Genomic DNA, 21,544 nt, shown 5'->3' with positions numbered 1-21,544 from the left:
TTTTTCTTATTCTGTTTCAAATACATAGGAAAGGGCCTTAATGGCTTGATTCACGGTTTCAACCGTTATATTTGCTTTGTTGGAAAGCTCTTTTAAAGGATGGTGGAGCGATTCCGGCCGGATGATAATCAGGGGTTTTCCTTTTGCGATTGCATATGATGCATCCATTGCCGTGTTCCACTGTTTGTATTTTTCGCCAAACAGGGCGATCACAAAGTCTGCTTTATTCATCAAGACGGCGGTTCTGAAGTTGTTCATGTCAGAGGCTTTGTCATCCTTCAAAACGGCGTTTGGCTGAACGCCCATAACTTCTTCTCCGATATTGTCTGATCGGTCATGATTCTCCATCGGCCCGACAAACGTAATCGGCAGCTTCAGTGATTTTGTTTTCTCTTTGATTTCCTCGCGCCAATTGCTGTGGATTTCTCCTGCTAAATAGACGATAAACTCCATACTGAATCCCTCCTTATGTATGTCCATCTGTAAATTTTACCCTCATGTACAAGATGTTAAACGAAACGAGCTTGATAATGCAAATGAAATATGATAATGATAATGGGAAAGCCAATCTTACATATTTCATTCGTTGCATATAAGTGGTTTTGCCGCAAGCAGTTTGGTATGATCCAAATGGACGAGTATCGATAAACCAACATGTAAGAACATAAACAACTGGAGGGATATGAAATGAAAAAAATTGAATCAACACAAGAGCTGGAAAAAGCGGTAAAGGATGATTGGGCGGTATTTATGTTTTCAGCAGATTGGTGCCCGGATTGCCGTTTTGTAGAGCCTTTTCTGCCTGAACTGGAAGCGAACTTCCCTGAATTCACTTACTACTACGTAGACCGCGACAAATTCATTGATACGTGTGCAGAGTGGGAAATTTACGGCATCCCAAGCTTTGTGGTTTTTAATGAAGGAAAAGAAGTAAATCGTTTTGTGAGCAAAGACCGCAAAACGAAAGAAGAAATTGAAAAGTTTTTAACAGACTCTCTCGCTAAAGCGTAAAGGAGGACATCGGTTTGAAAATGACCTCAAGGAAGCTGTCAGATATACTGAAACAGCGCCTTCAGCACGAGAATCGCTCCTTTCTGTTTGACAGAGAAAAAGACACCCTCCGTGTTGAGGATCAAACGACCAAAAAAGGAATTACGCTCGACCTGCCGCCAATTATTGCAAAATGGGAACTGAAAAAAGACGAAGCCATTGATGAGATTGTGTACTATGTCTCCGAAGCAATGACGGCAATGGAAGGGAAGGCTCAGGAAATGACCGGAAAAGAAAGCCGCATTTATCCGGTTATCCGCTCAACTTCTTTCCCGGACAAGTCCAGCGAAGATATTCCGCTCATTTATGATGATCATACCGCAGAGACAAGAATTTATTACGCGCTAGATCTAGGGAAAACCTATCGTTTAATTGATCAGCGCATGCTCGAGAAGGAAAACTGGACAAAAGAGCGGATCAGAGAGACGGCTGCATTTAATCTCCGTTCCCTGCCGACGGTTGTCAAAGAGGATACGGTTGCCGGCAATTACTTTTATTTCTTCAGAGCAAACGACGGTTACGACGCCAGCCGGATTCTGAACGAAGCGATTTTAAATGAATACAAGCAACGTGCAGAAGGTGAGCTGGCGATCTCTGTTCCTCATCAGGACGTGCTGATTCTTGCTGACATCCGGAATGAATCGGGGTATGATATTCTAGGACAAATGTCGATGAGCTTCTTTGCAGGCGGCACCGTTCCGATTACCGCCCTTTCATTTTTGTACAATGAAGGAAAGCTGGAACCGGTGTTCATCCTGGCGAAAAGCCGTCCGAAAAAGGATTAGAAAGGATTTTTACTTATGAACGCTTTTTATAATAAAGAAGGTGTAGGAGACACGCTTCTGATCTCTCTTAAAGACGTGACACGCGAACAAATAGGCTATGAAAAACATGGCGACGTCTCCAAAATGTTCAATAACGAAACAAAGGAAACCACGGGCTTCAACATTTTCAATGCATCTTCTTACTTGACCATTGATGAAAACGGCCCTGTTGCGCTCTCAGAAACATTCGTGCAAGATGTGAATGAGATTCTAAACAGAAACGGCGTTGAAGAAACATTAGTCGTTGATTTATCTCCGAAGTTTGTTGTGGGATATGTGGAATCAAAAGAAAAACATCCGAATGCGGATAAATTAAGCGTATGTAAAGTCAATGTAGGAGAAGAAACGCTTCAGATCGTCTGCGGCGCGCCTAACGTTGACCAAGGCCAAAAAGTTGTTGTTGCCAAAGTAGGCGCTGTGATGCCGAGCGGACTTGTTATTAAGGATGCCGAGCTTCGCGGCGTTCCGTCAAGCGGAATGATCTGCTCAGCAAAAGAGCTCGCTTTGCCGGATGCACCTGCTGAAAAAGGAATTCTGGTGTTAGAAGGAGACCATGAAGCGGGAGATGCATTTCAGTTTTAGACTCCCATAAATCCGCCCAAAAAAACGAATCATGTGAAAAGCCGCTAAGCCCTTGTTTAGCGGCTTTATTTTGCTGAAAGCTTAATCTTTTCTGGGCCGACCAGCAATGGTATACTAAAAACCGTCCCAGAAAACTATAAGGGAGTTAGAGATAAATTATGAGTTGGCTTCATAAATTTTTTGATTTGTTTTTAGGCGAGAGCGAAGAGAAGGCTGAACGGGAGACAAAACCCGCTCAAATGCCGCAGCAACAAGAAGTACATCATCATCCTGAAGGACAATTAAAAAGGTTGGAAGATCCTAAAATATATTATGAATATCCAAAAGGCAAGTTCCGTTTTCCGATCGTGCCTGACGGATACAAAAATCAAGACTTAAGAAGGCGCCGCGGTGCACCATCGGACGAACCGAAACCCGCGCCTCGTCCAAGCGCTGCACCATACAGGGAACGTTCCAAAGGTGAAAAAGAGCAGCATACATATCAAACATCAGAGCCGGCGAAGAAACCGTTTAAACCGACAAATATCCCTTCGCCTATATATGGTTTCAATCAAAAACCATCCGTCAAAAAGGATGTGCCGAAACAGCCTTCTGAAACATTGAAGGCACCGGACAAATCTGTAAAAGAGAAAGTCACTCTACTGTCAGAAGAGATCGAACGTGAACGCGGCTATCCTGCGCCAGACATACCGGCGCAGTCCAAAAAAGAAGCGGTTAGTCAATTCGAAGAACAGCCTTCTGGCATCTTAAACGGAACGGCTGAAGGGCATGAAGAAGCGCTGGCGCAGCGCCCAGCCGAAGAGCGGTCAAACAAGAGAGTGCCATCTGCTAGCATTGAGGCGGAAAAAGAGACGCCTTTCTTCCCTGAAGGACAAAATGAAGAGCAAACAGCGCCTGAGACACTGGCAGATACGGTGGCTGAGACACAAGAAGACCTTACAGGCAGTGAAGACATCATGCCTGCAACGGATGAGACTCTAGAAGAACAAAAGGAACAACAGTCAGAGGAAGTAGAAGAGCCTGTGTTCCGCGGTGAACAAAATGAAGAGCAAACAGTATCTGAATTTCTGACAAATCCAGTATCTGAGGCCGAAGTAGCAGAAGAGCCGTCAGACAGCTCTGTAAACAATTATCACGAAATCTCGGCAGAAGCTTCTGAGACCCTATCTGTTCAAGAAGAGCAAATGGAAATTCAACAGAAAGAGCCTTCTTTATTTACAGATCATGAGTATTCATCATCTGAGGCTATGACTCAAGCAGAAACTGATGCCAAAGAATCAGAAGAGCCATCAGACAGCATAATAAATAATCAGTACGACATCCCGGGAGAAACTGAGGACGCGAAGATAGATGTTCAGCCAGACAGCCATACAGAATCGGTTGAGAATGACGGCTTGGAGCGGGATTCCGGACCGTTTGCTGCAGCCCCTGAAAATCCGCAGGAAATGCGTGCGAACGGAACACAACCAGCTATAGAGGAGCCGCAAAAAAGGCCTGTCATGCAGGAGAAACGGGCTGAACGAAGCGCATCTCCTCAAAAAGGGCCGTCCGTTCCTTTTAATGTCATGATGCTGAAAAGAGATACGCATAAGCAGCAAAAAGCAGAGGAGCGCCGCGGCAGCTATGTGTTTCCGAATGTCTCACTGCTTGATGTCCCGCCAGCGCAAGTTCAGGACGATACTGCGTGGATCGAAGAACAGCGTCAGCTTCTTGATTTGACCCTGAAAAATTTCAATGTCCGCGCCAATGTGGTCCATGTGACCCAGGGTCCGTCTGTTACAAGATTTGAAGTGCATCCTGAACCAGGCGTAAAGGTGAATAAAATCACCAATTTATCTGATGATATTAAACTCAGCCTGTCTGCAAGAGATATTCGGATTGAAGCGCCGATTCCTGGGAAAAACACAATCGGAATTGAAGTGCCGAACCGCTCGAGCAAGGTGGTTGATTTGCGCCAGATGATTCGCAGCTCAGCTTTCAGGACAAGCAAGTCACCGCTCACGGCTGCGCTGGGATTGGATATCTCAGGAAATCCAGTCGTTATCGACTTAAAGAAAATGCCGCATGGATTGATTGCCGGTGCTACGGGCTCGGGAAAAAGCGTGTGCATCAATACAATATTAGTCAGCCTGCTTTATAAAGCCGATCCGAGTGAGGTAAAGGTGCTGCTGATTGATCCGAAAATGGTAGAGCTGGCCCCTTACAACAAAATTCCTCATCTTGTCAGCCCGGTCATTACTGACGCTAAAGCGGCAACCGCTGCTTTAAAATGGGTTGTTGAGGAAATGGAGCGGCGCTATGAGCTGTTTGCCCATTCAGGTGTCCGCGACATTGACCGCTTTAATCAATTAACCGCTGATCACCACACGGGCGAAAAGCTTCCGTATTTAGTTGTGGTTATTGATGAGCTTGCTGATTTGATGATGGTGGCTCCAAATGATGTAGAAGAGAGCATTGCCCGGATCGCCCAAAAAGCCAGAGCGTGCGGAATTCATCTGCTTGTCGCAACTCAGCGGCCGTCGGTCGATGTCATTACCGGTCTAATTAAGGCGAATATCCCGACGAGAATCGCATTTTCTGTCTCAAGCCAAGTTGATTCCCGCACGATCATTGACATCGCCGGTGCAGAAAAGCTTCTCGGAAAAGGGGATATGCTCTTTTTGGAAAACGGCTCGGGAAAACCTGTCCGCCTGCAAGGTAACTTTGTGTCGGACCGCGAAATCGACCGCGTTGTTTCCCACGTCAGAAAACAAATGCCGCCAACCTATTTATTTGAACAAGAAGAGCTTGTAAGACAGGGGTCAGCCCTGAAAGAAGAGGATGAACTGTTTTACGAAGCGTGTGAATTTGTTGTTGAGCAAAACAGCGCGAGTACTTCAAGTCTGCAAAGAAGGTTCAGAATCGGGTACAATCGCGCGGCAAGGCTGATCGATATGATGGAAGCGGAAGGCATGATCTCTGAGGCAAAAGGAAGCAAGCCTCGTGAGGTGCTGATCACAGCAAGTGATTTAATAAAAGAATAATATAGGTTCATTTTCACACTAAACATGGTATGATAGTGTTTAGAGCATTTAACAGCTATGCCGCTTTACAGCAGATGTGCATAGATTAATCTTGATATCTAGGTTTAAACGGAAAGAAATAACCGGATACTGAACATAACAAAACATATAAAATACGCCGCTAAGTGCGGCTTTTCAGCCGCCGCGGTCGCAAATTGAAATGAGCGTCATATACTGGGGAACAGATAGACGTTTGTTGGAGGTACAATTATGACTGTTTATCATTTTGTTGGAATAAAAGGGACCGGTATGAGTCCGCTTGCCCAAATACTTCATGATAATGGATATACTGTCCAAGGATCGGATATCGAAAAATTTATTTTTACGCAAACAGCGCTTGAAAAAAGAAATATTACGATTCTTCCATTTAGCGCGGATAATATCAAACCCGGCATGACAGTCATCGCCGGAAACGCATTCCCAGACACGCATCCTGAAATTGAAAAAGCCGTGTCTGACGGAATTCCGGTGATACGTTATCATAAGTTTTTAGGCGACTACATGAAAAAATTCACTAGTGTTGCTGTTACGGGCGCACACGGCAAAACGTCGACTACGGGTCTGCTGGCTCACGTGATCCAAAACGCAAAACCGACGTCTTTCTTAATCGGGGACGGAACAGGCCAGGGAAATGAAAACAGTGAATACTTTGTGTTTGAAGCGTGCGAATACCGCCGCCATTTCTTAAGCTATCAGCCAGACTACGCAATCATGACGAATATTGATTTTGACCATCCTGATTACTTCTCAAGCATTGACGATGTGTTTGATGCATTCCAAGAGATGGCTCTTCAAGTCAACAAAGGGATTATTGCCTGCGGAGACGATGAGCACCTGCCGAAAATCCATGCGAACGTCCCGGTTGTGTATTACGGCACGGGGGAAGAAAATGATTTTCAAGCCAGAAACATCGTAAAAAGCACGGAAGGGACAACTTTCGATGTATTTGTCCGCAATACATTCTATGATACGTTTTATATTCCTGCGTACGGCCACCACAATGTATTAAACTCATTGGCGGTCATCGCGTTATGCCATTATGAAGAAATTGATTCCAGCATCATTAAGCATGCCCTCAAATCATTCGGCGGCGTCAAACGCAGATTCAATGAGAAGCAGCTCGGGGATCAAGTGCTGATAGATGATTACGCTCATCACCCGACAGAAATAAAAGTGACGATTGAGGCGGCAAGACAGAAATACCCTGATCGTGAAATCGTCGCGGTATTTCAGCCTCATACATTTACGCGGACGCAGCAATTCCTTGACGAATTCGCAGAAAGCCTGAGCGGGGCTGACTGTGTGTATTTATGCGATATTTTCGGCTCAGCCCGGGAGAATGCAGGAAAGCTGACAATCGGCGACCTGCAAGGAAAAATTCATAACGCTAAGCTGATTGAAGAAGATGATACATCTGTTTTAAAAGCTCATGAAAAAGCCGTTCTCATCTTTATGGGAGCAGGAGATATCCAAAAATATATGAGAGCCTACGAAAACGTTATGGCATAATAAAAAAGCAGTGATCTCACTGCTTTTTATTTATCTGATGGAAAAGCTTGTTAAAGGATTTTCCTACATAGTGGAGAATAATATGTATACAGCCCAGTACACATGTTTATGATTGAAGAAAACGGGTAAACAGCAGTATATCCTGCAGCAAGGAGGTTTGAGATGATTATTATTCTTTATTTAAGCGTTGCACTGATCGCAGTCGCATTTCTGGTATTAGTGATCTACTTGTCTAAAACATTGAAGTCACTGCAGCTGACACTAAAACACGTCGCATCCACTCTCGAGGGGCTGGAGGGACAAATGAAAGGCATTACAACTGAAACAGCCGAGCTTTTACATAAGACCAACCGCCTGGCTGAAGATATTCAGGAAAAATCAGAAAAGCTGAACACGGTCGTTCATGCTGTTCAAGGGGTGGGAACTTCTGTACAGCAGTTCAATACATCCATGAAACAGGCGGCAGGGTCTGTATCGGCATCAGTAAGAGAAAATCAAGACAAGATCAATCAAGTTGTCACATGGGGCCAAGCAGCAATGGAAATGTGGGAGAAATGGAAGCAAAAGAAAAAATCAACCCTGTAAGAGAAAAAAACACTATGAGGAGGAATAATGATGAGTAAAGATGGAATTAATAGTAAAGATTTTTTAATCGGAACTTTAATCGGGGGAATCATCGGTGCCACTACCGCTCTTTTCCTAGCGCCTAAATCAGGCAAAGAACTTCGCGACGATCTCGGCAGCCAAGCTGTTGCTTTACGGGACAAAACTGACAAAATGACAGCAGATGCGAAGGAAAAAGGCACGCAATATGTCAGCATTGCAAAAGACAAAACATCCAACATTACACAGCTTGTAGCGGATCAGTCAGGGCAGATCATGAACAAGGTGAAGGATTTAAGAGACCGTTCCAAATCTGCTAAAACAGATTCATCAACTGATATGCAAGAGATGAGAGAAGAAGCGATGCAGGCGGCAGACGAAACAAAAGATCAAGTCCTTCAAGCGAAAGAAGATGTAAAAGACGAACTGAAAGATGCACAAAAGCAGGCTGAGCATATCAACCGCTGAGCCGGGAAGGAAGATCTTGAATCATGGCAAAACAACTTATTCAATCTGAGGAAGAATTTAAACGCATTGCAGAACAGGAAGGCACTTTCGTCTTCTTTAAACACAGTACTACATGCCCGATCAGCCAGGCAGCATTTCATGAGTTTAATGCCTTTGCAAATCAGCATGAGGATGTGCCGGCTTACTATCTGCAAGTACAAGAAGCACGGCCGCTGTCAAATTTCATCGCAGAAACATACAGCATAAAGCACGAAAGCCCTCAGGTTTTCGTCATCCAAAACGGTGAAGTGAAATGGCATACCTCACATTCACAAATTACAGAAGCGGCCATTGAGCAGCATTTATCATAGAAAAAAGCGTCCGGATACTTTCTGGCGCTTTTTTTTTTGAAAAAACCCTTGAACATTGCCCTCACATCATGTAGGATAGCTTCATAGATTACTTTATCACTTAAAAGCGTTTGGGTAATAAAGTAGCGTTTTTATAAAATTTTTTGTATTTCAGTATTTCCATTTGGAATTACTTATAGTAAGATGCATGATAACTACAAAATAAAAAAATGAATGTGCAGGGAAAGGATGAAAATAATGAGCAACACAGAATTGGAGCTTTTAAGGCAGAAAGCAGACGAATTAAACCTACAAATTTTAAAATTAATCAACGAACGCGGAAATGTTGTAAAAGAGATCGGTAAAGCGAAGGAAGCACAGGGTGTCAACCGATTTGATCCTGTCAGAGAACGCACAATGTTAAACAATATCATTGAAAACAATGACGGGCCGTTCGAAAATTCTACCATCCAGCACATTTTTAAAGAGATATTCAAAGCCGGTTTAGAGCTTCAGGAAGAAGATCACAGCAAAGCGCTGCTTGTCTCCCGTAAGAAAAAACCTGAAGATACAATTGTAGATATCAAAGGTGAAAAAATCGGAGACGGCCAGCAAAGATTCATTGTCGGCCCATGTGCAGTAGAGAGCTACGAGCAGGTGGCTGAAGTGGCTGCAGCTGCGAAAAAACAAGGAATTAAAATTTTGCGCGGAGGAGCCTTTAAGCCTCGTACGAGCCCATACGATTTCCAAGGGCTTGGTGTTGAAGGCCTTCAAATCTTAAAACGTGTAGCGGACGAATTTGATCTGGCAGTGATCAGTGAAATTGTAACTCCGGCTCATATCGAAGAAGCGCTGGACTACATTGATGTCATTCAAATCGGAGCGCGCAACATGCAAAACTTCGAGTTGCTGAAAGCGGCCGGCGCAGTGAAAAAGCCAGTGCTTCTGAAGCGCGGACTTGCTGCAACGATCTCTGAATTCATCAATGCCGCTGAATACATTATGTCACAAGGAAATGACCAAATTATCCTTTGTGAGCGCGGTATCAGAACATACGAAACAGCAACGAGAAACACACTGGATATTTCTGCTGTACCGATTTTGAAACAAGAAACGCATTTGCCTGTTTTTGTTGATGTTACGCATTCAACCGGCCGCCGCGACCTCTTGCTTCCGACAGCTAAAGCCGCTTTAGCAATCGGTGCAGACGGCGTAATGGCTGAGGTTCACCCTGATCCGTCAGTCGCACTTTCTGACTCTGCTCAGCAAATGGCGATTCCTGAATTCGAAAAATGGCTGAATGAACTGAAACCTATGGTGAAAGTCAACGCTTAATTGAACAATACAAAAGGCCGCGTCTGCGGCTTTTTTTTATGCTTTCTCGTTTAATTAGTTATAAAATCCAAGTATACGTTTTCATCATCTATAAAAACGTGTATAATTTCATGAGAAGTATATAAATTTGATGAATAATGAAAAATAATGTACACTACTGACTTACGCTTACAAATCATAAACGACATAAATTCGGACATTATGACATTTCTCTACATAAAGTGTTTATGCTATAGATAAGGATAAGTGTATCCAGTAAAAGGAGTGGTTTTAGGATGAGCAATATTACGATCTACGATGTAGCGAGAGAAGCTAATGTAAGCATGGCAACTGTTTCCCGTGTCGTGAACGGCAACCCGAATGTAAAACCGACAACGCGGAAAAAAGTCTTGGAAGCTATTGACCGTCTCGGCTACCGTCCAAACGCGGTGGCAAGAGGCTTGGCGAGCAAAAAAACAACAACTGTAGGTGTCATCATTCCCGATATCTCAAGCATTTTCTATTCAGAGCTTGCGCGCGGAATTGAAGATATCGCGACAATGTATAAATACAATATTATTTTAAGCAACTCTGACCAAAACATGGAGAAAGAGCTTCACCTGTTAAACACAATGCTCGGCAAACAAGTGGATGGCATCGTGTTTATGGGCGGAAACATTACAGACGAGCATGTTGCGGAATTTAAGCGTTCACCAGTGCCGATTGTACTTGCCGCTTCTGTAGAAGAGCAGGAGGAAACACCGTCAGTCGCAATCGATTACGAACAGGCGATTTATGATGCAGTGAAGCTTTTGGTTGATAAAGGACATACAGATATCGCATTCGTTTCCGGACCAATGACAGAACCGATCAACCGCTCGAAAAAACTGCAAGGCTACAAACGCGCGCTTGAAGAAGCGAATCTTCCGTTTAATGAACAATTTGTCGCTGAAGGGGATTACACATATGATTCCGGACTTGAAGCGCTGCAGCATTTGATGAGCCTGGACAAAAAACCGACAGCCATTCTTTCTGCAACTGATGAAATGGCTCTTGGCATTATCCATGCGGCTCAGGATCAAGGCTTATCCATTCCTGAGGATCTTGAGATTATCGGCTTTGATAATACGAGATTAAGCCTCATGGTTCGTCCGCAGCTTTCAACAGTTGTTCAGCCGACATATGATATTGGCGCCGTTGCGATGAGACTGCTGACGAAGCTCATGAATAAAGAGCCGGTTGAAGAGCATATCGTCGAACTGCCGCACCGTATAGAACTAAGAAAGTCAACCAAGTCATAAGAAAAACAAGAGAGCAAGCTTCACCTCTAAGGTGAATTCTTGCTTTTTTCATGGGGAGAAATGATGAAACGTTTTGATTATCTTACACCTGTTGGTTTTGTGTTAGGAACAATTATTATTGTTATCGGAATTATTTCGGGGTCGGGAGTAAGCGGTTTCCGCTCTTTTCTTGATCTGACCTCTTTCTTCATCGTAACAGGGGGACTTTGCGCCGCTGTTTTTATCAGTTTTCCGCCGAGAGAGCTGAAAAAAGCGCCATTTGTATTAAAGCAGGCATTTATCCGCCAGGAAGACAATGTGAAAGATCTTGTGAAAACCTTTGTCTCTCTTTCCGATCACGCGCGTAAACACGGGCTTTTATCATTGGATGATCAGGCTCGGGAAATCAAAGATCCATTCTTGAAAAAAGGGCTGCTTTTAGCAATTGACGGCTGGGATGAAGAAACGATTCGGCTTGTCATGGATTCAGAAATCGCAGCAATGGAGGAACGGCACCGCAAAGGACGGCGTGTTTTTGAAAAAGCGGGAGAATTTGCTCCGGCATGGGGAATGATCGGAACACTCGTCGGGCTCGTGCTGATGCTCAAAAACTTAAATGATCCGCATATGCTTGGACCGAATATGGCCGTTGCGCTTCTGACTACCTTATACGGTTCATTGCTGGCAAACATGGTCTTCAACCCGATTGCTGCTAAGCTCGAAGAAAAAACAGAAAGTGAAATCTTCATCAAGCAGGTAATGGTGGAAGGCATTATCGGAATCCAATCCGGAAAAAATCCTCGTAATCTCGAAAGCCAGCTCGTCGTTTTCAGCTCCCGGGAAGAATGGCGGAAGCAGCCAAATCAAGTAAAAACAAAAAAGGGATCTGTACATGAAGCTTAGAAGAGAACGTTTTGACAGAAGGAATCGAAGCGGGAAAAACAGCCAATCATCATCCAACTGGATGGTCACCTTTTCAGATTTGATCACCTTGATCCTTGTGTTCTTTATTTTACTTTTTTCCATGTCCCAAATCGATCTGCAAAAATTTAAAGCGGCAGTCGATTCGATCCAAAAGGAAGGCGGCGGGCTTCAGCCGGACCAAACGTCCATAGAAAAAAAGGCTGCCTCGCCAGCTGAGGCGAAGAAGCAAGAGGATCAGCAGGATCAGCTTCTCAAGAAAGTAAATACATATATAAAAGACAATCATTTGAAGGCCCAAATGACAGCCAAACGGGATGAACGCGGTGTCGTGCTCGTTCTGCAGGAGGCTGTGCTGTTTGATTCAGGTGAGGCAAAGGTGCTGAAAAATGCTGAAACACTTCTTCACCAAATTGCCGTTCTTCTTCAAACAATTCCAAATGACATTCAGGTGGAGGGCCATACAGACAGCCGAAACATCTCGACATACCGATACCCGTCTAACTGGGAGCTGTCAGCAGCACGGGCAAGCGGTGTTATTCAATATTTCACATCAAAGGAAAAACTTCCCTCGAAGCGCTTTATCGCTGTCGGTTATGCGGATACAAAGCCTGTAAAGGATAACAAGACAAACGAACATATGAAGGAAAACCGGCGTGTGGAAATCGTCATCAAAAAATAAAACGACCTCTTCGTAAAGGTCGTTTTTATTTTGTTTTCTGCTGCTGCTCGGATCGTATCGCATATAATGCTTTGCTGACGGTTTGCGCATTTTTCTCTGTAATTTCTGGCTTGCGGGGAATCGGAGGATATAAATCGGCTGGATCTCTCCAGCTGGACGGAAGGGTGACGGGGCATTGTTTTTGCCATTTAGCGATCCATTCCGGCGGGATATCGTTTCCTGGATCAATTCCCTTCATTTCAAGCCATATTCTGGCCCAGGCACGGGGCACGACACGCCAAATATCATAGCCGCCGCCTCCCACTGCAATCCATCTTCCTCCGCAATATTGGTGCGCTAAAGTGTGTGCAAGCCGGGGGATTTCTTCGTATATGTTGATTGTTGCTGATAAATGTGTCAGCGGGTCATAGTAATGGGCATCGGCACCGTTTTGGCTGATAATGACATCCGGCTGGAAATAAGCAGCGACTTCGGAAGCTGCTGTCTGGTAAGCCTCTAGAAAAGAATCATCCTCTGTAAAAGCGTCAAGCGGGATATTAAAGGAATAGCCATATCCTTTTCCACTGCCTTTTTCCTGGATCTGGCCGGTTCCGGGGAATAAATACCTTCCTGTCTCATGAATGGACAGCGTGCATACGTCAGGGTTATCGTAAAATGTAAATTGCACACCGTCTCCATGGTGGGCGTCCGTATCAATATAGAGCACTCTTGCTCTGTATTTTTTCTGGATATATTGAATCGCCACAGCGCTGTCGTTGTATATGCAAAACCCTGAAGCTCTCCCTCGAAAGCCGTGATGTAGGCCTCCTCCAAGGTTAGCAGCATGCAGGGCTTGTCCTGACATCACCCAGTCTGCGGCCGTTAAGGTGCCGCCGACTAAGAGTGATGCCGCTTCGTGCATGCCGGCAAAGACGGGTGTATCTTCTGTACCGAGCCCGTAGCTTTCTCCTTCTTCAGCGGGAAGCTTTCCGGCGCCCGCAAGCTTGACCGCCTGGATGTAATCATCCGTATGGACAAGAGCAAGCTCTTCTTCTTCCGCGAGTCTGGGTCTGACAATGTCTCCATCATCAAAGGCATTGATCGTCTTGAGTAAATCGTATGTTAACAGAACCCGCTGCTGATTAAAGGGATGTTCCTGATGAAACATATAGGTTTGATACGATGGAGAATAGATAAATACACTGTCTCTCATAGCAGATCCCTTTGCTCTGACGGCCAGACGACGTGGTGTCCATTTCTTTGTAATTCCTGCAAAAACGGCAGCGGATTCATCGTTTTTACACGGAAGACAAGCACTTTTACACCGGGATCGTCATGCGGATAGACAAGCACGCTTAATATTTTTACTTGGAGGTCTTGGCAAAGGCTGCTGATTTCCGTGAGGCTTTTGGTGATATCGTTTACTTTTATTTCAATTTGCGATCCCGGCTGGTCAGCGCCTGTCAATTTGACAAATGTCCGCAATAAATCCGTTTTCGTCAAAATGCCTATTAATTTTTGATGCTGCACCACTGGAAGGCAGCCGATGCCATGCTCGTAGAAAACAGCAGATATTTCTTCGACAAAATCAAGCGGGTGGGCGCAGACGACATCTTTTTTCATAATAGAATCTACGCTTCGTGTGAGAAATCGGCTTCGTTTGCTTTCTTCAAAAATACTCGGGCTGGCCTGTTTCATGTCTCTGTCTGTAATCATGCCAATCACATGGCAGTCTTCATCTACGACAGGCAGATGCCTGATATGGAATTCCTTCAGTTTGCATATTGCTGTTTCAAGCGTATCCGTCTTCGTTAATGTAATGACATCCCTTTTCATGATTTGTTCAACAATCATTATTTTTTCCCCTTTGTCAGTGTCAGTTAATACATAAAACGATGATAAAAACGGAGCCTGTCAAATTGTTCAATTGATTCTTGGCTGACGTTTTTTCCGATGCGTGCCATCAGGCAGTTTGCAGGGTGGGAGCTGATCTCAGGCTCATCCGTCGCAAACCAGACCAATCCGCCTGCATTCATCATCTTCTCCATGAGCTTTCTGTATTCCCACACATCTTTTTTCATCCCTTTTAAATCCCAATGCCAGTAATATTCCGTCGTCATTACGATGTAGTTTTCCATTTGCTCATCCATCATGCTGACGGTTAGAAGCGTCTTTCCGACAGAACATCCCCGATAGGCCGGCGCCACCTCAATGGCCCCGAGCTCAAGCAAATCCTCCATATTTCCTTCAGACCATCTTTCGAGCGGGTCAGGATATAAATACGTCACATAGCCGATAATCGTTCGGCCGTCTCTGGCAATGATAATGCGCCCTTCGGGAAGGCCGGCAATGTCGACTAGCGCTTCCTGCTGCTCACGGGGCGGGCGAAATGCGGTTAAATCGTTATGAAACTCGTAACCTGCCAAATCCTCTGGAGAGACAGGCCCTTCTATCAGTAAGGAGCCGGTTGCTGTTTTGATGTTTGCTGAATGGTATGTTTTATGATGTTCCACTGATCCACCGTCCCATCAATTCTTATAAAAATACATGCCTTCTTTAAGAATAACAAATTATAAAGCGTTTTCAACATGGTTTATATTTTAAAAATTGAGAAGAATATGAATATATACTATAATAAATGTGACAACTTCAGCAAAGGGGGATGTTTGGGCATGAATTTGAAAGCGTTACCAGCAGTGGAAGGGGATCATCATTTAAAAAATTATGAAGAAACGTACCGACATTTTGATTGGGCCGAGGCAGAGAAACATTTCTCCTGGCATGAGACAGGGAAACTGAATGCGGCGTATGAAGCGATTGACCGCCATGCCGAATCGTTTCGAAAAAACAAAGTAGCGCTTTATTATAAAGACGCAAATCGGGATGAAAAATACACTTTTAAAGAAATGAAGGAAGAATCAAACAGAGCCGGGAATGTGCTGAGACGGTATGGAAATGTGGAAAAAGGGGACCGCGTTTTTATTTTTATGCCGAGATCACCCGAGCTTTATTTTATTATGCTTGGCGCCATCAAAATTGGCGCCATCGCTGGGCCGCTGTTCGAAGCATTTATGGAGGGGGCGGTGAAGGACCGGCTTGAAAACAGCGAAGCGAAGGTTATTGTCACAACGCCTGAGCTGCTGGAGAGAATACCGGCTGACAAACTGCCTCATTTACAGCATATATTCGTAGTCGGCGGAGAGGCTGAGAGCGGCACAAACATCATCAGTTATGATGAAGCAGCTGAGCAGGAAAGCACAAGACTGGATGTCGAATGGATGGACAAAAAAGACGGCTATCTGCTTCACTATACATCTGGTTCTACTGGAACGCCAAAGGGTGTGCTTCATGTCCATGAAGCGATGATTCAGCAATATCAGACAGGGAAGTGGGTTCTTGATTTAAAGGAAGAAGACATTTACTGGTGCACAGCTGACCCGGGCTGGGTGACAGGTACGGTATACGGCATTTTTGCACCGTGGCTGAACGGAGCGACAAATGTCATCGTCGGCGGCCGTTTCAGCCCGGAAAGCTGGTATGGAACGATTGAAAAGCTTGGCGTCAATGTCTGGTACAGCGCGCCGACCGCGTTTCGAATGCTGATGGGAGCGGGAGATGAGATGGCTGCGAAATATGATCTAACCTCACTCCGGCATGTGCTCAGTGTCGGTGAACCGTTAAATCCAGAAGTCATCAGATGGGGGCATAAAGTCTTTAACAAACGAATCCATGATACATGGTGGATGACAGAAACGGGCAGTCAGCTCATCTGCAACTATCCTTGCATGGATATTAAACCGGGCTCAATGGGTAAGCCGATTCCCGGTGTGGAGGCAGCAATCGTTGACAATCAGGGCAACGAGCTTCCGCCGTACAGAATGGGCAATCTCGCCATTAAAAAGGGCTGGCCTTCCATGATGCATACCATTTGGAATAACCCTGAAAAGTATGAATCGTATTTCATGCCGGGTGGCTGGTATGTCTCTGGGGATTCTGCTTACATGGATGATGAGGGATATTTTTGGTTCCAGGGCAGAGTCGATGACGTCATTATGACGTCCGGTGAGCGCGTCGGCCCATTTGAAGTGGAAAGCAAACTTGTCGAGCACCCGGCCATTGCAGAAGCAGGCGTAATCGGAAAGCCTGATCCGGTACGGGGAGAAATCATTAAAGCCTTTATCGCACTCCGAGAAGGATTTGAGCCGTCTGATAAACTGAAAGAAGAGATCCGTCTATTTGTAAAGCAGGGTCTTGCAGCCCATGCGGCACCGCGTGAAATTGAATTTAAAGATAAGCTTCCAAAAACCCGGAGCGGAAAGATCATGAGACGTGTGCTGAAGGCGTGGGAGCTCAATCTGCCGGCTGGAGATCTGTCAACGATGGAGGATTAAAAGGCGACGTTGACACGGGATTTTATTTATGTTAAAAATGATATAGCTTCATATGAAAAGGTAAAGATTGAGACAAGTAGAATATCCTTACGTTCCAGAGAGCTGATGGCCGGTGAAAATCAGCACAGACGGATATATCGAATACACTCATGAACCGCTTTTGCAAACAAAGCCGGCCAGGCTTTCAGTAGTGAAAGAACGGACCTGATCCGTTATCAGGCAAAGTGATAAGACGAATGTTTTGCATTCTCTTATTAGTAGGGTGGTACCGCGATAATCAATCGTCCCTTCGTGTAAACGAAGGGGCGTTTTTTATTTTAATCAAAAAAGGAGCTTTATCTTATGACAAACTTACTTGAAGACTTATCCTTCCGCGGATTGATTCAGCAAATGACGGATGAAGAAGGATTAAATAAACAGCTGAATGAAGAAAAAATCCGCCTGTACTCAGGCTTTGACCCGACAGCAGACAGCTTGCATATCGGACACCTGCTGCCTATTTTAACACTTCGCCGTTTCCAGCTTGCGGGGCATCATCCAATTGCGCTTGTGGGCGGCGCGACGGGCCTCATTGGCGATCCGAGCGGAAAAAAAGCGGAGCGTACATTAAACACTGCTGACATCGTATCCGAATGGTCCCAAAAAATTAAAAACCAGCTGTCCAGATTTTTAGATTTCGACGCAGCAGAAAATCCTGCTGTCATTGCGAACAACTTTGACTGGATCGGCAAAATGAATGTGATCGACTTCCTTCGTGATGTCGGTAAAAACTTCGGCATCAATTACATGCTGGCAAAAGACACGGTCAGCTCAAGAATTGAATCCGGCATTTCATACACGGAATTCAGCTACATGATTCTTCAATCTTATGATTTTTTAAATCTGTACAGAGATAAAAACTGTAAGCTGCAAATCGGCGGAAGCGATCAGTGGGGAAACATCACAGCGGGTCTTGAACTGATCAGAAAATCAGAAGAAGAAGGAGCAAAAGCGTTTGGCCTTACGATTCCGCTTGTCACAAAAGCAGACGGCACGAAGTTCGGAAAAACGGAAGGCGGCGCTATCTGGCTTGATAAGGAAAAAACATCGCCGTATGAATTCTATCAATTCTGGATCAACACAGATGACCGTGACGTTGTCAAATACTTAAAATACTTTACGTTCCTATCAAAAGAAGAAATTGAAGCATACGCTGAAAAAACAGAAACGGCGCCTGAAAAGCGTGAAGCGCAAAAACGCCTGGCAGAAGAAGTGACAGCGCTCGTTCATGGACGTGATGCGCTGGAGCAAGCTATCAACATCTCCCAAGCGTTGTTCAGCGGCAATATTAAAGAGCTTTCCGCCCAAGACGTTAAAGTCGGCTTTAAAGATGTTCCATCTATGGAAGCTGACAGCAGCCAAGAGCTTTCACTTGTAGATGTATTGGTGCAATCTACATTATCTCCATCTAAACGCCAGGCCCGTGAAGACATCCAAAACGGAGCTGTTTATATTAACGGTGAACGCCAGACGGAATTGAATTATATCTTATCGGATGAAGACCGCATCGAAGGCCAATTTACGGTCCTGCGCCGCGGGAAGAAAAAATACTTCCTTGTGACGTATAAATAAACAAAAAAAGATCCTTTGCCGCTAGGGTAAAGGATCTTTTTTTGTTTAGCGCATAGGAATGACAGGAAAAGAGTATATTAGATAGGGCAAACACGATCAATCACCACCTTTTAACAGAAAGGAGCGCTCACCGTGAATCTCATGTTTACGATTGCAAAAGAAAGGCTTCAGCGGGATTATTGGGAGCAGCAGGCGCGAGATAGTGTTGGCCAGCAAGAGGCAAATGACGAAACAGACGATAAAAAAACCCCGACCGCATAGCGGCAGGGGTTTTTAAAACGATTAACGAGAGTAGAACTCAACGATAAGCGCTTCGTTAATTTCCGGAGCAAGTTCAGAACGCTCAGGAAGACGAGTGAAAGTACCTTCAAGCTTTTCAGCATCAAAAGTAAGGTATTCAGGAACGAAGTTGTTCACTTCAACAGATTCTTTGATGATAGAAAGGTTTCTTGATTTTTCGCGAACACCGATTGTTTGACCAGGTTTTACTTGGTAAGACGGGATGTCAACGCGGCTTCCGTCTACAAGAATGTGACCGTGGTTAACCAATTGGCGAGCTTGACGGCGAGTACGTGCTAAACCTAGCTTGTACACAACGTTATCAAGACGAGAATCTAAAAGAATCATGAAGTTTTCACCGTGTTTACCAGCTAGTTTGCCAGCTTTGTCAAACAAAGTGCGGAATTGGCGTTCGTTTACACCGTACATGTGACGAAGCTTTTGCTTTTCTTGCAATTGCAAACCATATTCTGATAATTTTTTACGTTGTCCTGGACCGTGTGGACCTGGAGCGTAAGGGCGTTTTTCTAATTCTTTTCCTGTACCGCTAAGAGAGATTCCTAGACGGCGGGACAGTTTCCAAGATGGACCTGTATAGCGAGCCATAATGTGACTCCTCCTTTGGTTTTATTTTTGTGGAAAATAAAAACCGTCTGCTCTATTCGACCATGTACATTTTGTTTTCATGTATCCTCGCTCCAGCAGCAGAGAGTTACACGATACACCTTATGGATAAGGAACAAAATGAAAACATAGAAGCTGAACAAAAAGGCTGCAATATTTCACACAAAGGTCATTATATAATTTATTTGTTTTGAAGTCAACCATTCCTCCATTGTTGCTTTGACGTTTATGATATAATAAACAAAAATTAGTGGTAAACTCTTAGGTGATAAAAACATGGTAGAACAAACAAAAGAACAATTATCCGCCTTTCATTATCATATGCTCGATTTTTTGCTAACCAAATCTGAAAAAGTCTCATTCACCGATTCATTACTATGGCTGACTTCGGCTATTCAAACCTATTTTTCATCCCTTTGTGTTTCGCTTACACCGTCACCATCTGACTCTGCTGCAAACCTGGCAGATGAAGAATTACGTTTTTCCGCTTCGAAAATAAACGCTTCATTTTATATGATTGAGGACGGCTCCGGCAGACGCTTTCATCTTACATGCAGGCAGGATGGAGAGATTCCTGAAGGGCTTCCGGACGTGGTTGCTTCATTTTTAAACCAGTCAATGAAACAGGAAAGACTCTATATCAAAACGATCTATCAAAAAAAGATATACAAAATGACAGAGCTGTTCCATTCACTGCTTGATCAGACAGAGGTGCTGAAGCAGCTTTTAGAAAGCTTGACACGCACGTTTTCTCTTTTTGAGTTTTCATTGTTTATTTCGCACGACCAAGATCAATGTTTAGGTGTTCCCGCAAAAGAGCTGTATATGGAAGGGGAAAAATCCGATTCCTTTGCTCTCAAAGTATACTTGTCCGGGGATACTTTGCGGAAAAATGAATCTGCCGCCTACATTCCGATTAAAGGACAGCAGGGAACGTACGGGGTGTTGATGGCTGAAGGAACGGGCGGCAGTTTTATTACTGACGTCTACCTTGATGAAATGTCGCTGATAGCAAACGCTGCGGGAAAAGCGTTTGAAAATGCCCAGCTCTATGAACAATCCAAAGCAAGCATCTCGAATTTGGAATTGATCAATGAAACGACACGCCGCCTGAATCAGCGGCTGACACTGCCCGATACGATGAATGATCTGGCTGTAAGAATGGCAGAATCGTTTCAGGCTGAAGAAGTGGGGTTTTTTCATATAGACCATTTTGAAAAGCTAACATTGCTCCCCGGAAGCACAGCGTTTTTTAAAGAAGAGAAGCCATCTGATTTTTATCATGAGTTGAAAGAAAAGCTGTATGAAGGTGAAAAAGGGGTTTTCATCGGAAATGGCCAGTCTGTTTTTGGAAAGGCCGGCTACGGCTCGCTGATGGCCGCTCCGATGATTGAGAATGACAGGCTGTTAGGCTTTGCAGTTTTATTGAAGCAGGAACTGTACGCTTTTACATTTGAAATGTACAAACTGTTTCAAGCGCTGATTCATCACACAACATTGGCTGTAACCAACTCAATGCTCCGCGACCGCCTTGAGCATCTCGTGAAAACAGATCAGCTGACTGAACTGTATTCAAGGGTGTACTTAGATGAAAAAATTCAATATAGCATGAAAATCCACCCAAAGGGTGTCTTTATTCTTGTTGATATTGATAATTTTAAGAATGTAAATGATACGTACGGTCATCAGACTGGGGACGAGATTTTAATTCAAGTCGCTTCGGTGATTAAATGCAACATCCGCAAGCATGATGTAGGCGCCCGCTGGGGAGGCGAAGAGCTGGCCATTTATTTGCCGAATGTATCGGTTGCGGTGGGTAAACGGATTACTGAGCGATTGGTTTATGCGGTCAGAAAAAACACGAAACCCGAGGTGACCATTTCATGCGGTATCTCCTGCTGGACGGCAGAAACAAGAAAGTCTCTGAAAGAGCTTGTGCATGAGGCTGATGAAGCGCTCTACAGCGCAAAACGAAGCGGGAAAAACCGCTTGATGATTCACGAATCAATAAAATAAAAAAAGCCCAAAACAATATC

General features: G+C 44.4%; 20 protein-coding genes, 2 pseudogenes and 1 other annotated feature. Of the genes and pseudogenes, 17 read left to right on the top strand and 5 right to left on the bottom strand.

The annotated features are described in order from the left end of the window. Nucleotides 1–6 precede the first annotated feature (6 nt). Nucleotides 7–453: a YtoQ family protein gene (locus M0696_RS14890; RefSeq protein ID WP_166849546.1), complete on the bottom strand. Its 447-nt coding sequence runs from the start codon at nt 451–453 to the stop codon at nt 7–9. A gap of 77 nt (nt 454–530) precedes the next feature. Here M0696_RS14890 and M0696_RS14885 point away from each other — a divergent pair. The 13 genes and pseudogenes from M0696_RS14885 to motS all read left to right on the top strand — a co-directional run bounded on the left by M0696_RS14885 (nt 531) and on the right by motS (nt 12,640). Continuing rightward, nucleotides 531–648 (top strand): annotated as a pseudogene (locus M0696_RS14885) (hypothetical protein). Nucleotides 649–687: 39 nt separating this feature from the next. Continuing rightward, entirely contained in the window at nt 688–1,011 is a 324-nt protein-coding gene (locus M0696_RS14880) for a thioredoxin family protein (protein ID WP_166849549.1), read from the top strand. 14 nt (nt 1,012–1,025) lie between these two features. Next, on the top strand, nt 1,026–1,835 hold the full coding sequence (locus M0696_RS14875; protein WP_166849553.1) for a DUF1444 domain-containing protein: 810 nt from the start codon (nt 1,026–1,028) through the stop codon (nt 1,833–1,835). Between the two features lie 15 nt (nt 1,836–1,850). Further along, on the top strand, nt 1,851–2,456 hold the full coding sequence (gene ytpR, locus M0696_RS14870; RefSeq protein WP_222143347.1) for a YtpR family tRNA-binding protein: 606 nt from the start codon (nt 1,851–1,853) through the stop codon (nt 2,454–2,456). A gap of 158 nt (nt 2,457–2,614) precedes the next feature. Then, entirely contained in the window at nt 2,615–5,479 is a 2,865-nt protein-coding gene (locus M0696_RS14865) for a DNA translocase FtsK (protein WP_222143346.1), read from the top strand. A 249-nt stretch (nt 5,480–5,728) separates the two neighbouring features. Next, entirely contained in the window at nt 5,729–7,027 is a 1,299-nt protein-coding gene (gene murC, locus M0696_RS14860; RefSeq protein ID WP_166849579.1) for a UDP-N-acetylmuramate--L-alanine ligase, read from the top strand. Between the two features lie 162 nt (nt 7,028–7,189). Then, entirely contained in the window at nt 7,190–7,612 is a 423-nt protein-coding gene (locus M0696_RS14855) for a DUF948 domain-containing protein (protein WP_166849582.1), read from the top strand. Nucleotides 7,613–7,642: 30 nt separating this feature from the next. Further along, complete coding sequence (locus tag M0696_RS14850; protein ID WP_166854612.1) at nt 7,643–8,098, top strand: YtxH domain-containing protein; 456 nt, start codon at nt 7,643–7,645, stop codon at nt 8,096–8,098. A 23-nt stretch (nt 8,099–8,121) separates the two neighbouring features. Further along, on the top strand, nt 8,122–8,448 hold the full coding sequence (gene ytxJ, locus M0696_RS14845) for a bacillithiol system redox-active protein YtxJ (RefSeq protein ID WP_166849585.1): 327 nt from the start codon (nt 8,122–8,124) through the stop codon (nt 8,446–8,448). A 237-nt stretch (nt 8,449–8,685) separates the two neighbouring features. Further along, nucleotides 8,686–9,762 (top strand): bifunctional 3-deoxy-7-phosphoheptulonate synthase/chorismate mutase, encoded by a 1,077-nt coding sequence (locus M0696_RS14840; RefSeq protein ID WP_003223454.1) that lies wholly within the window; start codon nt 8,686–8,688, stop codon nt 9,760–9,762. A gap of 275 nt (nt 9,763–10,037) precedes the next feature. After that, the gene (ccpA, locus tag M0696_RS14835) at nt 10,038–11,042 is read left to right on the top strand and encodes a catabolite control protein A (RefSeq protein ID WP_075747104.1); all 1,005 of its coding nucleotides are present in this window, start codon (nt 10,038–10,040) and stop codon (nt 11,040–11,042) included. A gap of 63 nt (nt 11,043–11,105) precedes the next feature. Next, on the top strand, nt 11,106–11,924 hold the full coding sequence (gene motP, locus M0696_RS14830; protein WP_222143424.1) for a flagellar motor protein MotP: 819 nt from the start codon (nt 11,106–11,108) through the stop codon (nt 11,922–11,924). Continuing rightward, a pseudogene (gene motS, locus M0696_RS14825) lies at nt 11,914–12,640 on the top strand (flagellar motor protein MotS). Before motP ends, motS begins: the two are co-directional and overlap by 11 nt. A 9-nt stretch (nt 12,641–12,649) precedes the next feature. On the opposite strand, the gene M0696_RS14820 reads toward motS, so the two are convergent. Genes M0696_RS14820 through acuA form a run of 3 tightly spaced genes read right to left on the bottom strand, consistent with a single transcriptional unit; the run spans nt 12,650 to nt 15,116 of the window. Further along, nucleotides 12,650–13,816, bottom strand: a complete 1,167-nt coding sequence (locus tag M0696_RS14820) for an acetoin utilization protein AcuC (RefSeq protein ID WP_222143345.1) — start codon at nt 13,814–13,816, stop codon at nt 12,650–12,652. Further along, nucleotides 13,813–14,457 carry an acetoin utilization AcuB family protein gene (locus M0696_RS14815; RefSeq protein ID WP_222143344.1) on the bottom strand — a complete coding sequence of 215 codons (645 nt, stop codon included), beginning with the start codon at nt 14,455–14,457 and terminating at the stop codon, nt 13,813–13,815. The genes M0696_RS14820 and M0696_RS14815 overlap by 4 nt, the downstream gene beginning before the upstream one ends. A gap of 26 nt (nt 14,458–14,483) precedes the next feature. After that, the gene (gene acuA / locus M0696_RS14810; protein ID WP_248602102.1) at nt 14,484–15,116 is read right to left on the bottom strand and encodes an acetoin utilization protein acetyltransferase AcuA; all 633 of its coding nucleotides are present in this window, start codon (nt 15,114–15,116) and stop codon (nt 14,484–14,486) included. Nucleotides 15,117–15,275: 159 nt separating this feature from the next. On the opposite strand from acuA, the gene acsA reads away from it, so the two are divergent. From acsA to sr7p, 3 genes are all read left to right on the top strand, one after another. Next, a complete protein-coding gene (acsA, locus tag M0696_RS14805) occupies nt 15,276–16,994 on the top strand; it encodes an acetate--CoA ligase (RefSeq protein WP_248602101.1) in 1,719 nt (572 codons plus the stop codon). Nucleotides 16,995–17,048: 54 nt separating this feature from the next. Next, nucleotides 17,049–17,286, top strand: a binding site (T-box leader). Nucleotides 17,287–17,336: 50 nt separating this feature from the next. After that, nucleotides 17,337–18,605: a tyrosine--tRNA ligase gene (gene tyrS / locus M0696_RS14800; protein ID WP_248602100.1), complete on the top strand. Its 1,269-nt coding sequence runs from the start codon at nt 17,337–17,339 to the stop codon at nt 18,603–18,605. Nucleotides 18,606–18,737: 132 nt separating this feature from the next. Next, complete coding sequence (sr7p, locus tag M0696_RS21020; protein WP_261311406.1) at nt 18,738–18,866, top strand: small protein SR7P; 129 nt, start codon at nt 18,738–18,740, stop codon at nt 18,864–18,866. A 21-nt stretch (nt 18,867–18,887) separates the two neighbouring features. On the opposite strand, the gene rpsD is transcribed toward sr7p, so the two are convergent. Beyond that, nucleotides 18,888–19,490, bottom strand: a complete 603-nt coding sequence (gene rpsD, locus M0696_RS14795; RefSeq protein ID WP_003223474.1) for a 30S ribosomal protein S4 — start codon at nt 19,488–19,490, stop codon at nt 18,888–18,890. Nucleotides 19,491–19,784: 294 nt separating this feature from the next. Here rpsD and M0696_RS14790 point away from each other — a divergent pair, with 294 nt between their 5' ends. Further along, nucleotides 19,785–21,524 carry a diguanylate cyclase domain-containing protein gene (locus M0696_RS14790; RefSeq protein ID WP_166849605.1) on the top strand — a complete coding sequence of 580 codons (1,740 nt, stop codon included), beginning with the start codon at nt 19,785–19,787 and terminating at the stop codon, nt 21,522–21,524. Nucleotides 21,525–21,544: the final 20 nt, after the last annotated feature.

Source organism: Bacillus rugosus (assembly GCF_023238245.1).
In the GTDB taxonomy this organism is placed as follows: Bacteria; Bacillota; Bacilli; order Bacillales; family Bacillaceae; genus Bacillus; species Bacillus rugosus.
Note: the sequence above shows the minus strand (reverse complement) of the source record. Positions and strands in the feature narration are given on the sequence as shown.

What these genes read in the sequence shown, in the direction of transcription:
- ytpR (WP_222143347.1), top strand. Translation starts at nt 1,851, where the DNA reads ATGAACGCTTTTTATAATAAAGAAGGTGTAGGAGACACGCTTCTGATC.
- M0696_RS14880 (WP_166849549.1), top strand. Translation starts at nt 688, where the DNA reads ATGAAAAAAATTGAATCAACACAAGAGCTGGAAAAAGCGGTAAAGGAT.
- motP (WP_222143424.1), top strand. Translation starts at nt 11,106, where the DNA reads ATGAAACGTTTTGATTATCTTACACCTGTTGGTTTTGTGTTAGGAACA.
- M0696_RS14850 (WP_166854612.1), top strand. Translation starts at nt 7,643, where the DNA reads ATGAGTAAAGATGGAATTAATAGTAAAGATTTTTTAATCGGAACTTTA.
- M0696_RS14840 (WP_003223454.1), top strand. Translation starts at nt 8,686, where the DNA reads ATGAGCAACACAGAATTGGAGCTTTTAAGGCAGAAAGCAGACGAATTA.
- acsA (WP_248602101.1), top strand. Translation starts at nt 15,276, where the DNA reads ATGAATTTGAAAGCGTTACCAGCAGTGGAAGGGGATCATCATTTAAAA.
- tyrS (WP_248602100.1), top strand. Translation starts at nt 17,337, where the DNA reads ATGACAAACTTACTTGAAGACTTATCCTTCCGCGGATTGATTCAGCAA.
- M0696_RS14865 (WP_222143346.1), top strand. Translation starts at nt 2,615, where the DNA reads ATGAGTTGGCTTCATAAATTTTTTGATTTGTTTTTAGGCGAGAGCGAA.
- M0696_RS14790 (WP_166849605.1), top strand. Translation starts at nt 19,785, where the DNA reads ATGGTAGAACAAACAAAAGAACAATTATCCGCCTTTCATTATCATATG.
- M0696_RS14820 (WP_222143345.1), bottom strand. Translation starts at nt 13,816, where the DNA reads ATGAGAGACAGTGTATTTATCTATTCTCCATCGTATCAAACCTATATG.
- ccpA (WP_075747104.1), top strand. Translation starts at nt 10,038, where the DNA reads ATGAGCAATATTACGATCTACGATGTAGCGAGAGAAGCTAATGTAAGC.
- rpsD (WP_003223474.1), bottom strand. Translation starts at nt 19,490, where the DNA reads ATGGCTCGCTATACAGGTCCATCTTGGAAACTGTCCCGCCGTCTAGGA.
- M0696_RS14815 (WP_222143344.1), bottom strand. Translation starts at nt 14,457, where the DNA reads ATGATTGTTGAACAAATCATGAAAAGGGATGTCATTACATTAACGAAG.
- M0696_RS14890 (WP_166849546.1), bottom strand. Translation starts at nt 453, where the DNA reads ATGGAGTTTATCGTCTATTTAGCAGGAGAAATCCACAGCAATTGGCGC.
- ytxJ (WP_166849585.1), top strand. Translation starts at nt 8,122, where the DNA reads ATGGCAAAACAACTTATTCAATCTGAGGAAGAATTTAAACGCATTGCA.
- M0696_RS14855 (WP_166849582.1), top strand. Translation starts at nt 7,190, where the DNA reads ATGATTATTATTCTTTATTTAAGCGTTGCACTGATCGCAGTCGCATTT.
- murC (WP_166849579.1), top strand. Translation starts at nt 5,729, where the DNA reads ATGACTGTTTATCATTTTGTTGGAATAAAAGGGACCGGTATGAGTCCG.